The following is a 13,751-nucleotide window of genomic DNA, read 5'->3' as shown; positions in this document are numbered from 1 at the left end:
CTAAAAACTTGATACTTCACGGCTCGGATTAGCATGCTTTGTAGATGCATCAATCTTAAGAATTAAACTGATCATCACCGCACACATAATGAGAGATGAACCACCATAACTAATAAATGGAAGTGTTAGACCCTTGGTTGGCAACATTCCCATATTCATTCCAGCATTCACTAAAATTTGTAATAGGAAAATAATACTGATCCCATAAGCCAAATAACCTGCACGCAAATACTGATGATTTAGAGCGCGTTGACCAATACGAATACAACACGTCAGCATCACAAACGATAGAATCAACACGGTCGAAATACCAAAGAAACCGAACTCTTCACCTAAGATTGCCAACATGAAATCTGTATGTGCTTCAGGTAGATAAGACATTTTTTGGATACTGTGACCTAAGCCCACGCCAAACCATTCTCCACGACCAAATGCCATCAATGCATTAGACAATTGGTAGCCTGAGCCTAAAGGATCTGCCCAAGGATTTGAGAACGACATTAGGCGCTCATAACGATAAGGTTCAAACACAATTAATGATACAAATGCCACTAAGATTGCACCAAATGCAAAGCCGAACTGGATCATTGGTGCGCCAGCCAAGAAGAATACACCGAGCATCGACACAGCAATAACCACAGTTGCCCCAAGATCAGGCTCCGCAATAATTAACCCGACAGTCAGCAACATGACCACGCCAAGACGCACCAAGCCCTTGATATTATTACGAACTTCTTCAGCACGTCGAACGACATAATCAGCAGTAAAGATTGCCATCATCACCTTAGCAACTTCTGTGGCTTGCAATGTGAAACCACCTACACGAATCCAACGGGTAGAACCATTGACCTCTGTTCCGACCACCAATACAGCCAATAATAAGCCAATGGTAATGAGCCACAACGGAAAGGTATTGTTAAACCAAATATTCAACGATATTCGATAGGTGATCGCTGCTGCAACCATCGCGACAACAATCGAAATTGCATGACGAATCACATAGTGAAATTCATTCTCATGCATACGCTCTGCATAAGGCATAGACGCCGAAGCGACCATAACAGTGCCAATACAAAGCAGTGAAATAACGCAAAATATGAGTACATTACGAGGTGTAATTTCCGCAGGGAACTTAGGTAACCAACGTTCATAGACCTGATTAATTTTACTTATAGACGTCTGAGCTAACCCAGCCATACTTTTATCCTTATGATTCTTTTAGTTCAACTTATTTACATATTCTACAAAGCGATGACCACGCTCTGGATAACCTGTAAACATATCAAAACTTGCACATGCTGGCGATAATAACACCACATCATGTACATGCGTATTTTGTTGACACAAAGCCACTGCTTCTTGCAATGACTCTGCATGAAGCAAAGTCGTTGTGCCCTCAATTGCTTTTTCAATGACTGGACGGTCTTCACCAATCAGAACAGCAATTTTGGCGTATTTCCGTAATGAGTTTCGTAGTGCGGTAAAATCTTGTCCTTTGCCCTGCCCGCCCAAGATAATCGCAACTTTACCACCTTGTACTTCAATCGCTGCGCCTAAACCATCGAGCGCAGCCAATGTTGCGCCAATGTTTGTTCCTTTAGAGTCATTATAATAACGGACATGTTGAACTTCTTTTACAAACTCACAACGGTGTTCTAAACCTTTAAATGTTTTTAAAGTTTCTAGCATTTTGTCTAAAGGTAAGCCTATTGCCTCACCCAAAGCCAAACATGCCAAAGCATTGGCAACATTATGTGTTCCTTGAATATACATTTCTGAGCTTTTTAATAAACGCTCACGACCACGTGCAAGCCAAATCGTGCCATCATCCTCACGTAAAATACCATACTGATTTAAATCAGGTGCATTCAGCCCAAAGCTCTGCATTGGTGTTACATCTGGAACCAATGGACGCGTCAATGAATCATCACGGTTATAAACCACTTTTTTCACACCTTGGAAAATACGATGTTTTGCTGTGTGATAACCAAACATATCGCCATGACGGTCTAAATGATCTTCGCTCACATTTAAAACCACAGCCACTGCTGCATTTAAATGTGACGTCGTTTCAAGTTGGAAGCTAGATAGTTCTAAAATATAAACATCTGGATCATCATGGGTTAAATCGAGTGCAGGACGCCCTAAATTACCGCCTACAGCGACTTTAACCCCTGCTTGTTGTGCCATTAAGCCAATCAGTGTTGTTACCGTACTTTTCGCATTAGAGCCTGTAATGGCCACAATTGGTTTATCTGTCGCACGACGTAAAATTTGAATTTCACTAATCACAGGAATACCTTTGGCAATCGCTGCTTGAATCTCAGGTAATTTAGGATCTAACCCTGGACTGATAATAATTTCTTCAGCTTGTAATAATAATTCTTGGTCAAACTGCCCAAAACGGGTCTGTACTTCAGTTGGAATTTTGTCATGCCCTGGTGGAACGTCACGTGAATCTGTGACTGCAACTCGGTAGCCTTGCTCATGTAAGAAATTAACTGCTGAAACACCCGAAATACCAAGCCCAGCAACGACTTTTAAGCCACCACGTTGAATTAACATTATTGCCCCACTCAGAGTAAAATTTGAAACTTGCAAAATGTTAGCACTTTGCCGATTTGAAAGCTTTTTCTGTTTTGGCTTTCTTGATAATTTTTTGTGTCAGTGCGTAAAAAAACCGTCATAATTTTAAGATTCAGATCAAATTCATCTATTCTAAAAACAACAATCACTTTTCCATTATGAAAAACTTAACGCCAAAAAAAGCCACTCTATTTAGAATGGCTCTTAAAATTTCACATTTTAGAAAATACGGCGATGTACTATTTCCATTTTACCGCTTGAATTTCAACTTTCTTCGGTGCATCTGCATCACTACTTGCACAACCACAGCCACCACCACAACCTGCGGCCATTGCTGGTTGTAACCCGTTCGCTAAACGATCCCAACCTTTCGCACGACAAAATTGAGACAGCTTCAAAAACACAGAATAGGCTGTCTTTGGAAAAATCTTCTTAAAAACAAAGATTGCACTCCAAATGACCAACGCTGTAATAATCAATAATTCAACCATCTCAATCTCCTCGATTTCTAGAGCAAAATATTTATCGGTTTAAACATTCACAAACTTTTTATACACCAAAATAACGTGATGCAATTTGATAGGTTAGGAATGACATCAAATATGCCAAACCAAATAAATAGGCTGTCATACCTGCAACTGTTTTCCATGAACCTGTTTCACGTTTAACGGTTGCCAAAGTCGCTAAACAATGTGGTGCGTAAATGAACCAGACCAATAAAGACAAACCTGTTGCCAATGACCACTTCAAATCTCCTGTCGTAATCAGGGCTTCTAAGCCTTTAGATATCGCATCATCATCTGTTGCAGATAACGCATATACCACACCCAATGAAGCAACTAATACTTCACGTGCTGCCATTGCAGGAATCAAAGCAATACAAATTTGCCAATTAAAACCAAGTGGTGCAAAGATCGGTTGCATGACATGCCCGAGCATCCCAGCAAATGAATAATCAATTGGAGGAAGCGCACCTCCTTCTGGAGCTTGTGGGAAAGTACACAAGAACCAAAGCAAAATTGACAATGCAAAAATGATCCCACCAACACGCTTTAAGAAAATCTTGGCACGGTCTAATAAACCAATCCAAAGACTTTTAATATCTGGAATACGATAACTCGGCAACTCCATTAACAAAGCATGTTCAGATTTGTCTTTTTGGAAAAATTTCAACACAGTAGCAACCAACAAGGCACTGACAATACCAGACATATACAATGCAAATAGCACTAGACCTTGTAAGTTGAGGAATCCCCAAACTGTTGTGGATGGAATAAATGCCGCAATCAGCAAAGCATAAACAGGTAAACGTGCAGAACATGTCATGAGTGGTGCAACAAAAATCGTGGTTAAACGATCTCGTGGATCACTAATACTTCGTGTCGCCATGATCCCAGGTACTGCACATGCGAAACTTGATAATAATGGAATAAAGGCACGACCACTGAGTCCTGCTTTAAACATTAATTTATCAAGTAAAAATGCCGCACGTGGTAAATAACCTGATTCTTCTAAGACTAAAATAAAGAAAAATAGGATCAGAATTTGAGGAAGGAAAACAACAACGCTGCCTGCCCCTGCAATAACCCCATCAACGACTAAGCTATGTAGCAATGGATGCGAAATATATGCACCAATTGTTTCACCTAACCATCCAAAAATGGACTCAATCCCGTCCATGAATGGTGCTGCCCAAGAAAATACGGCTTGAAACACCACAAACATCATCAAGGCAAGACTGACTAAACCCAATACTGGATGTAAGAAAATTTTATCGAGAAAGTCTGTTCGCTTATCTTCTTGATCAACAAAAACCACCACATCTTTTAAGATTTGATCGATTTTTTCATGGTTTGAACCTGAAAGCTTAACATCACTCAATTCAACATCTGGTGTTTTGAATTTTTCATCGTCCAAAGCAGCCATCAAGTTTTCAATACCTGCATTTCTCACCGCAACGGTTTCCACAACGGGAATACCTAAACGCTGTGATAATTTTTGCGTATTGATCTGCATACTACGACGGCGTGCTTCATCCATCATATTCAGGACAAGGAGAATCGGCTTACCTTGCTCAATAACCTCTAAAACCAAACCAAGATGAAGTTTTAAGTTTGTCGCATCGACAATACATAAAAATGCATCTTGATCTTGTTCTTCCACAATTTTGCCCATCACTACATCACGTGTGATTGCTTCGTCAGGACTTGTTGCATTGAGGCTGTATGTACCAGGTAAATCGAGCACCCGTACCGTGCGGCTTGACGGTAAGGTAAATGTTCCCACCTTGCGTTCAACAGTAACACCAGCATAGTTCGCAACTTTTTGCCGTGTTCCTGTTAAATGGTTGAAAAGTGATGTTTTACCGCAGTTAGGATTACCGACTAAAGCAATACGTAAAACTTCGCTCATGTCGATGCTCCTTCTACTGTTATTTGAATCTCAATCTTTTCAGCTTCAATTTTGCGTAATGCAAAGCGAGTAAAACCAATTTGGATCAAAATAGGGTCGCCACCAAAGATACCTTTGGTGATCACTTGCACATATGTACCAGGTACAAACCCCAATGTTTCCAAACGACTCGCTACTAAATCTAGCTGATTGACATTATTTTCAGAGGTACGATTGACCTTGCAAATAATGGCAGTTTGCTTCACTTTCAAGTCAGACAAACGCACTGAAACTAACCCTAAAATTAATTCGATAATGATTTTATTATACATACAAATGAGAATAATTACCAAATAAGGTTTGATTACAATTCTCATTTACCACAATCATTCGACTTCACTAATTTTTTAGTCTACATTCCCACAATAAAATGATTTCTACATTACATTAAGCCCATGCTCAATAAAAAACCACGTATTCCTGTCGCTGTGACCATTCCAGAAAATTTAAGTTTTTTACAAGGATTCCGCGATTATTTGATTGCGCAAACGGTTAGCCCACATACACGCAATGCTTACTTATCAGATTTAATTCAAGCCAGTCTCTGTGTAAAGTCACATCTCCCCCAATGGACACATGACGATATTTCGGATGTACTGATTGAGTTGACCAAACTAGGTAAAAGCCCACGTTCGATTGCACGCACCCTCTCTGCTCTGCGTTCATTTTATAAATTTTTACGTGAACAAAAAATTCGTTTAGATAACCCTGTTGCAGCACATAAAACACCGAAACTAGGTCGGGCTTTACCAAAAGATTTGTCTGAGCAAGATGTTGAAGCATTAATTCAAGCACCGAATACTGAAACTGCACTTGGCTTGCGTGATCGTGCCATGTTTGAGGTGTTGTACGCCTGTGGATTGCGTGTTACAGAGTTACTAAATTTAAGATTAGATCTGATCAACTTAAAACAAGGTTATTTACGCATTACAGGGAAAGGCAATAAAGAACGTCTCGTTCCTTTGGGTGAAGTGGCGTGTGAATGGGTTGAACAATATTTAGCGCAATCACGAGGACAGTTATACAAATCATCCACCGATTATTTATTTTTAACACAACACGGCGGCATCATGAGTCGTCAAAATTTTTGGTACGCCATTAAACGCTATGCACTACAAGCAGGAATCCAAATCGAATTATCTCCGCATACGTTAAGGCATGCTTTTGCTACCCATTTATTGAATCATGGTGCAGATTTACGAGTCGTACAAATGCTTTTGGGACATAGTGATTTATCTACAACACAAATTTATACGCATGTTGCTCAAGCACGTATGCAACAACTGCATCAGAAATATCATCCTAGAGCTTAAAATGATGACTTTGGTATGTATCGCCAATTTACATCCCTTAATCAAGTTTTAACGTACGTTTGTGAAAATTTTGCTATGCTCATTCACTCAAAAAGAATTCCCTAAAATCGCGCTGATAAACATAAAGAGTTATTTATGCAATTGAATCGTTCAAAATTGATGCTGGCTTGTCTTGTGACAAGTGCTATGGCATTGGGTGCTTGTTCAAAAAACCAAGATGCCAAAAAAGATGATAATTTGACTGCAACCTCACCTGCCACTGGTGAAGCATCCAATTTAACTGAACGAAATGAAACGCAACGCTTAATTCAAACCTTGCAAGCCAATTTCAAAAAAGCGGACATTAACGCAAAAATTTTAGATGTTAAGCCAACTGAAATGCCAAATATGTATTGGGTCAGCATGGAAGGCATGAGTTCGGTTTATGCAACGGCGGATGGTAAATATTTAATTCAAGGTGATATCATTCGTTTAGGCGATAAAAAACTCAGCAGCATTGGAGATAAAATCCAATCAGGTGAGAATAAAAAACATCTGGCTAACTTAAAAACTGAAGATTTATTGGTTTATCCTGCGCAAGGTAAAACCAAGCAAGTGATTTATGTATTTACCGATGCAAGCTGTCCGTATTGCCATAAATTACATGAACATATTCCTGAAATTACCGCAAAAGGCATTGAAGTCCGCTATATCGCTTGGCCTCGTGGTGAGCAATTTATCCCTGCCATGGAAAGTGTCTGGTGTAGTGCAGATCGTCATGCTGCATTTGACCAAGCAATTGCAGGTGTAACACTTGCACCAGCGACGTGTAAGAATGCTGTTCGTGACCAATATGCTTTAGGGCTTAAAATGGGTGTGAATGGTACGCCTGCTATCTACAATGCAGATGGTGAATATCTAGGTGGTTATATGACTGCTGATGAAATTGAAAGTCGTTTAAATAAATAATTTTTATTAGTAAATTTACTATTATTTATACCTCAAGATAAAGCATATAAAGATGTGCCAAACGCTAGAGTCTGGCGCATTTTTTAGCTATGATCTAAGCTTAATATAATTTATATACATAATTTGGAGTGTGACGTGAAACCAGTTCGTCTGGCAATACTCGGTCTAGGAACCGTAGGCGGTGGAGCCCTTAAACTATTACAAGAAAATGCTGCCGAAATTAGACGTCGCACAGGTCGTGAAATTGAAATTACTCATGTGGGCACTCGTCGTCCGCGTCCAGATTTAAACTTACCTGCAAGTATTAAACAAAGTTCAGACTTGCTCGATATTGTTCGCCAACCCGATGTTGATGTCGTGATTGAGGTCATGGGCGGTATCCACCCTGCCTATGAAGTGATTATGGAAGCCATTAAACATGGCAAACAAGTGGTTACTGCAAACAAAGCCTTATTGGCAGAACATGGGAATGAACTGTTTAAAGCAGCAGATGATCATCATGTCCAAATTGCTTATGAAGCTGCAGTTGCTGGTGGTATTCCAATCATTAAAGTTATTCGTGAAGGTCTTGCAGCCAATAAAATTGAATGGTTAGCAGGTATCATCAATGGTACAGGCAACTTTATTTTGACTGAAATGAGCGAAAAAGGTCGTGCATTTGCCGATGTATTAAAAGAAGCTCAAGAACTTGGTTATGCAGAAGCAGATCCAACGTTTGATGTTGAGGGAATTGATGCAGCACATAAGCTCACCATTCTTGCTTCATGTGCATTTGGTATTCCTTTACAGTTTGATGCGGTTTATACCGAAGGCATCAGTAAAATTACTGCTCAAGACGTTAAATATGCAGAAGAATTGGGCTACCGCATTAAGCACTTAGGTATTGCACGTCGCTCAGATAAAGGCATTGAACTTCGTGTTCACCCAACCCTGATTCCAGAAGATGAACTGATTGCCAATGTAAATGGCGTGAAAAATGCTGTCTTAGTACAAGCCAATGCAGTCGGTCCAACTTTGTATTATGGTGCAGGTGCAGGTGCAGGGCCAACGGCTTCTGCTGTAGTTGCAGATGTGATCGATATTGTCCGTGACATTATTTATACAGAAGATGGCTCAGGTACGATTCCCCAATTGGCATTTGAAGCTTTAAGTGATATTCATCTTTTAAAACCAGATGAAATGACCACTGGATATTACATCCGTATAAATGCAGAAGATCAAACTGGCGTACTTGCAGATGTGACCACGATTTTAAGTCGTGCAGGAATTAGCATCGATGCCATCATGCAACAGCCTCGTTTAAAAGACCTGATCCCTATCGTGATTTTAACCGATCCTGTTGTGGAATCTAAAATGAATGAAGCTTTGGCTCAAATTCAAGCTTTACCTGTGATTCATGGCGAAATCGTAAGAATTCGTTTAGAATTGCTCGATAACTAATCAGGTTTTAAATCCCCCTCAATCTTTCTGCAAGACTGAAAGAAATGCTTAGAACTTAAACTGAATTTAAATTCCTAAGCATTCAGTACTTTATAAAAGCACTGAGGGGTTAAAAGAATATCTCTATTTGCTCTACATATAATTGGAACACCATCATGTCTAATGCCAATCGCTACACAGGACTTGTTGATCGCTATCGTGACCGCTTACCAGTATCTAAAACCACACGTGCTATTTCTTTAAATGAAGGTAATACACCGCTCATTAAATTAGACAATATTCCACGTATTATTGGTAAAAATGTTGAAATTTATGTGAAGTATGAGGGTTTAAACCCAACTGGTTCATTTAAAGACCGTGGCATGACCATGGCAGTAACGAAAGCAGTTGAAGAAGGCTCTAAAGCGATTATCTGTGCGTCTACAGGCAATACTTCTGCTGCCGCTGCTGCTTACGCTGCTCGTGCAGGCATCAAAGCCTTTGTACTTATCCCAGAAGGCAAAATTGCCATGGGTAAAATGGCGCAAGCAATGATGTATGGCGCAGTGACTATGCAAATTCATGGTAACTTTGATGATGGTATGCGTCTTGTTAAAGAAGTTGCAGACCAAGCACCTGTAACGATTGTAAACTCAATCAACCCGTACCGTTTGCAAGGTCAAAAAACCATTGCTTATGAAATTGTTGATGCTTTAGGTCGTGCGCCAGATTACCATTGCTTACCTGTGGGTAATGCAGGGAATATTACAGCACATTGGATGGGTTATACCGAAGCTGTTGCAAACCAATCCGTTGAAGAATTTGAACAAGTGGTTTATGACGCTGAAACTGATAAATTTACGGGGCCAAACCCTGTAGGTCGTCCAGTAATGGTTGGTTATCAAGCTTCTGGTGCTGCACCATTCTTACGTGGCGGTCCAGTTGCAAACCCTGAAACGGTTGCAACAGCAATCCGTATTGGTAACCCACAAAGCTTTAATCATGCAAAAGCTGTAGTACGTGATTCTGAAGGTTGGTTTGATGAATTGACTGATGCAGAAATCTTAGAAGCACAACGCTTACTTTCTATGTATGAAGGTGTATTTGTTGAGCCTGCTTCTGCTGCGTCTATCGGTGGTGCAATCCGTGATATTAAAGCGGGTAAAATTCCTGAAGGTTCTGTTATCGTATGTACCGTAACAGGTAATGGTCTAAAAGATCCAGACACTGCAATTAAGCAATGTGCGGATGCTGTAATGTTGACAATTGATGCTGAAATGAACCAAGTACGTGATTCTATTCTTTCTAATATGTAATTGGCTTGAATGTAATAAAAACCTGCCTCGTGCAGGTTTTTTTTATCTTTACATCTTACCAATCAACAATCCAATCCTCATTTTACATAAGCTATAAAAAAGCCCCGAGATCGGAGCTTTCAAATTCACAAACAAGCTTTCAAGCCAAATCAATCAAAACTGAATGGTCAGAATGAATTAAATACGTTTAGGTAAGTGGCTCACCCAATTTAATAGATTAGTTGCATCGTTAGTACGTGCTTGTGATGTACTCGCACCCAATAACACCACAACTGCAGGACGGTTATTTACAGTGGTGTGCATTACCACGCAGCGCCCAGCTTCATTGATATAGCCTGTTTTTGAAATATTAATATTCCAACCGCCATTACGAACCAATGCATTGGTGTTGTTTGATTTAAGCACTCTATAGCCCAAATTAAAATCATAGTGTGCAGTCGTTGAGAATTGGCGAATCAAGCCATACTGTGAAGATGCACTCACCAAAATGCCCAAATCACGTGCAGAAGACACGTTACGTGGATCTAAACCAGTCGATTCAGCATAATGGGTTGATGTCATACCCAACTGACGTGCTTTAGTGTTCATCGCAGCAATAAACGCCTGACGACCACCGGGATAAGTGCGTGCTAAAGCGGCAGCAGCAGGATTTTCAGATTTCATCAATGCCACAAGTAACATTTCAGCACGGTTCATCGTATCGCCAACTTTTAAAGTTGAACTTGAATTCTTACCACCCGCTCCTGCAAAGTCAATTTGCTGCAGGGTAATGTCCTCAGACATATTTAAACGTGCATCGGCTGTTATCACGCCTGTCATCAATTTAGTAATGGATGCAATTGGCATCGATGTATTGGTATTTTTGCTATACAGCACTTCACCTGTTTTAGCATCCATAACCAATGCAGCACGTGCGTTCACAGAAGGTTGTGAACTATACGAGTTAGTATCAAAAATTTGTACTGCTTTATTGCTACTTGCGGCCGCTACAGAACTTGAAGGACGAATCGTCGTTGTTAATGTTGTTGAACCCTGTGGAGAAACCTCTTCACCATCATCCTCAATAGAGTCATCATTTAACAATTGACTTGCGTCAGCAGAAGACCAGCTGAGTGCAGCTTGCCCAACACCCCCTGAAGAATTTATCACGAGATCTGCAAAACTAGTTGAACTCAAACCGAGTAGCACTGAAATGCTCAGCGCATGCATTAACATATTTTTGGCATTTTTCACGATAACTTACTCATCTCAGGGAGGTTTTCACAAACTTGCGAATTACCTCAAATATGACTTACATTTACACTCAAACGTGACTATATTAAAACAAATATTTTAATCACACTGTATTGTGTATAAATATTGAATGGATATTAGGAATAGCATTGCCAATTTTGTTATGTCATTGCAAGTGTTTTTTGCTTTGTGTAACAAAAATATTGATATTTGGAATTTAAGGAGGTGTACGTGTGATTACTGTTTTAGTGGTAGATGACCATGAATTAGTAAGAACAGGCATCTGCAGAATGTTAGAAGATCAAACTGATATTCAAGTCATTGGACAAGCAGAATCTGGCGAAGAAGCAATTACCATTGTCAGACAGCACCATCCAAATGTGGTGTTATTAGATGTCAATATGCCCGGTATAGGCGGGGTTGAAACTACGCGTCGATTATTACAAACAGCGCCAGAAACCAAAGTTCTTGCAGTCAGCGGCTTAGCAGAAGAACCCTACCCATCATTGCTATTAAAAGCAGGCGCGCGTGGATATATCACCAAAGGTGCGCCGATTACTGAAATGGTAAGAGCGATTAAAAAAGTCATGCAAGGTGGTAAATATTTCAGTGCCGATATTGCTGAACAATTGGCAAGTTCATATTTATCTGACACACAGACCTCCCCATTCGATGCACTGTCTGAACGTGAAATGCAAGTGGCGATGATGGTGGTCAATTGTATTAGCGCACAAGAAATTTCTGACAAGCTTTTTGTGAGTGTTAAAACTGTCAATACATACCGTTATCGTATTTTCGAAAAACTCAATCTCGATAGCGATGTAAAACTGACTCATATGGCAATTCGTTATGGATTGATCAAACCTTAAAATATTTTAAAAATACGGCCTGAGTAAATTTATGTTGCCTACGGTATCTATGCCTATTTATCAAACCATTTACCGTTTAGGCACGCTGTATACACTTTATCGTATTATCATTTCATTTTGTTTAATCATGATCTTCTTGATTACACTTGAGAATCAAACGATACATTATACCTATCCCAGTCTTTATTTTTATTCTGTCGTTAGTTTTACTGCCGTTGCAGTGGCACAAATGGTACTGCTCAAGTTCTATCCTCATGGAATTCGCCGTCAGTTTATCGGTTTATTTATGGTGGATATTCCTTTTTTGAGCGCGCTCACCTTTTCGTTGGGCGGCCCTAATCTTTCCATTGGTATTCTTTTTGTTATTACTGTTTTTACAGCCAATTTTTTACTCAGTAAGAGCCAAGCACTTTTTATTACTTTAGTTTCAGTGATTACGGTTGTTTATCAGCAATTTTTGGGGAGTTTTTTCGATTTCTCTAATTTTAACAATATTGGCAACAGTGCTTTATTGGCTTTTTTATTTTTTATGGTTTTTGGAATAGGTCAAATTGCGATTAACCGTTTCCAACTTTTAGAGTCAATCAATACACATCAATCTATCGAGTTATTTAAACTACAAAATATTAACCGCTATATTCTAGAACAAATTGAAATGGGCTATTTGGTTCTCGATGAACAATGCAAAATTATTGTCAGTAACCCTGCCGCGTGTTTACTTTTAGGTATTTCGCCACTCTATGCACATGAGCAATATCATTTATCTAACTTCCAACCTGATTTATACGAAATATTCAAAGATGCGATTCTACATGATGGTGAGCGCTTCCAATTTGAATCACATCAATCCACTCATATTTTAGATATTCAAGTGCAAAGATTGATCGTCCCGAACCAAGCACTTACACTTTTAATCCTAGAGGATGCACAAAAAATAAACCAAAAAGTTCAACAACTTAAATTAGCGGCATTGGGACAATTATCCGCCAGTATTGCCCATGAAATCCGAAATCCTTTAGCCGCAATTGTTCAAGCCAATGATTTAATGATCGAAAGTGACCAAGAACAACAGCTTATTTTAACTAAAATGATTACCAAACAATCTCAGCGTATTGATAATATTATTAAAGATACGTTGGATATGGCAAAGAATAGAAAAACTACAGCGTCTAAAATCGATCTTAATCATTTCTTTGATGATTTATTTTCAAATGATTTAAAAGATGTTTGTGAAAAAATTAAAACCAATATTCATTCACATTTTTTTATTTATTTTGATGATTCACAGCTCAGACAAGTGTTGATCAACTTAATTCGTAATGCTTTGCGTCATAATGACCCGAATTCTGAATATATTTTGGTGAACGTTTTCAAAAATGAACATCAGCTGTGTATTGATGTGATTGATTATGGCGAAGGCGTCACAAAACAACACCTTTCACAATTATTTCAACCATTTTTTAGTACCGAAATTAATGGAACTGGTTTAGGATTGTACCTATCGCATAGTATCTGCGAAGCGAATCAAGCGAAATTAATTTACGTAGAGCAAAAAAAACAAGGGGCATGTTTCCGTATCGAATGCCCATTCACGGATTAGATTAGGTTTTTGGGGA

12 protein-coding genes are annotated in these 13,751 nt (G+C 39.3%); 6 read left to right on the top strand and 6 right to left on the bottom strand.

Annotated elements, in window-relative coordinates; all coding sequences use genetic code 11:
* The 5 genes from ftsW to ACG94X_RS00490 form a co-directional block, all read right to left on the bottom strand.
* On the bottom strand, positions 1–1,197 hold the full coding sequence (gene ftsW / locus ACG94X_RS00510; protein ID WP_419381790.1) for a putative lipid II flippase FtsW: 1,197 nt from the start codon (positions 1,195–1,197) through the stop codon (positions 1–3).
* Between the two features lie 21 nt (positions 1,198–1,218).
* Complete coding sequence (gene murD, locus ACG94X_RS00505) at positions 1,219–2,565, bottom strand: UDP-N-acetylmuramoyl-L-alanine--D-glutamate ligase (protein ID WP_419381789.1); 1,347 nt, start codon at positions 2,563–2,565, stop codon at positions 1,219–1,221.
* 260 nt (positions 2,566–2,825) lie between these two features.
* Positions 2,826–3,077, bottom strand: a complete 252-nt coding sequence (locus ACG94X_RS00500) for a DUF6587 family protein (protein ID WP_419381788.1) — start codon at positions 3,075–3,077, stop codon at positions 2,826–2,828.
* Positions 3,078–3,135: 58 nt separating this feature from the next.
* A complete protein-coding gene (gene feoB / locus ACG94X_RS00495; RefSeq protein ID WP_419381787.1) occupies positions 3,136–4,998 on the bottom strand; it encodes a ferrous iron transporter B in 1,863 nt (620 codons plus the stop codon).
* Positions 4,995–5,264: a FeoA family protein gene (locus ACG94X_RS00490; protein WP_419381991.1), complete on the bottom strand. Its 270-nt coding sequence runs from the start codon at positions 5,262–5,264 to the stop codon at positions 4,995–4,997. Before ACG94X_RS00490 ends, feoB begins: the two co-directional genes overlap by 4 nt.
* Positions 5,265–5,432: 168 nt before the next feature.
* Here ACG94X_RS00490 and xerD point away from each other — a divergent pair, with 168 nt between their 5' ends.
* From xerD to thrC, 4 genes are all read left to right on the top strand, one after another.
* Positions 5,433–6,350: a site-specific tyrosine recombinase XerD gene (gene xerD, locus ACG94X_RS00485; protein WP_419381786.1), complete on the top strand. Its 918-nt coding sequence runs from the start codon at positions 5,433–5,435 to the stop codon at positions 6,348–6,350.
* Between the two features lie 135 nt (positions 6,351–6,485).
* Entirely contained in the window at positions 6,486–7,298 is an 813-nt protein-coding gene (locus ACG94X_RS00480; protein ID WP_419381785.1) for a thioredoxin fold domain-containing protein, read from the top strand.
* Between the two features lie 135 nt (positions 7,299–7,433).
* Positions 7,434–8,738, top strand: coding sequence for a homoserine dehydrogenase (locus tag ACG94X_RS00475; protein ID WP_419381784.1), 1,305 nt, complete (start codon positions 7,434–7,436; stop codon positions 8,736–8,738).
* 155 nt (positions 8,739–8,893) lie between these two features.
* A complete protein-coding gene (gene thrC, locus ACG94X_RS00470; RefSeq protein ID WP_419381783.1) occupies positions 8,894–10,033 on the top strand; it encodes a threonine synthase in 1,140 nt (379 codons plus the stop codon).
* A gap of 177 nt (positions 10,034–10,210) precedes the next feature.
* Here the strand turns inward: thrC and pbpG are convergent, their stop codons facing one another.
* On the bottom strand, positions 10,211–11,266 hold the full coding sequence (pbpG, locus tag ACG94X_RS00465; protein ID WP_419381782.1) for a D-alanyl-D-alanine endopeptidase PBP7/8: 1,056 nt from the start codon (positions 11,264–11,266) through the stop codon (positions 10,211–10,213).
* Between the two features lie 233 nt (positions 11,267–11,499).
* On the opposite strand from pbpG, the gene gacA reads away from it, so the two are divergent.
* A complete protein-coding gene (gacA, locus tag ACG94X_RS00460; protein WP_419381781.1) occupies positions 11,500–12,135 on the top strand; it encodes a response regulator transcription factor GacA in 636 nt (211 codons plus the stop codon).
* Positions 12,136–12,166: 31 nt separating this feature from the next.
* A complete protein-coding gene (locus ACG94X_RS00455) occupies positions 12,167–13,735 on the top strand; it encodes a sensor histidine kinase (protein WP_419381780.1) in 1,569 nt (522 codons plus the stop codon).
* Positions 13,736–13,751 lie beyond the last annotated feature (16 nt).

It is taken from the genome of Acinetobacter psychrotolerans, from assembly GCF_048552595.1.
In the GTDB taxonomy this organism is placed as follows: domain Bacteria; phylum Pseudomonadota; class Gammaproteobacteria; order Pseudomonadales; family Moraxellaceae; genus Acinetobacter.
This window is presented reverse-complemented; position numbering and strand designations above follow the sequence as displayed.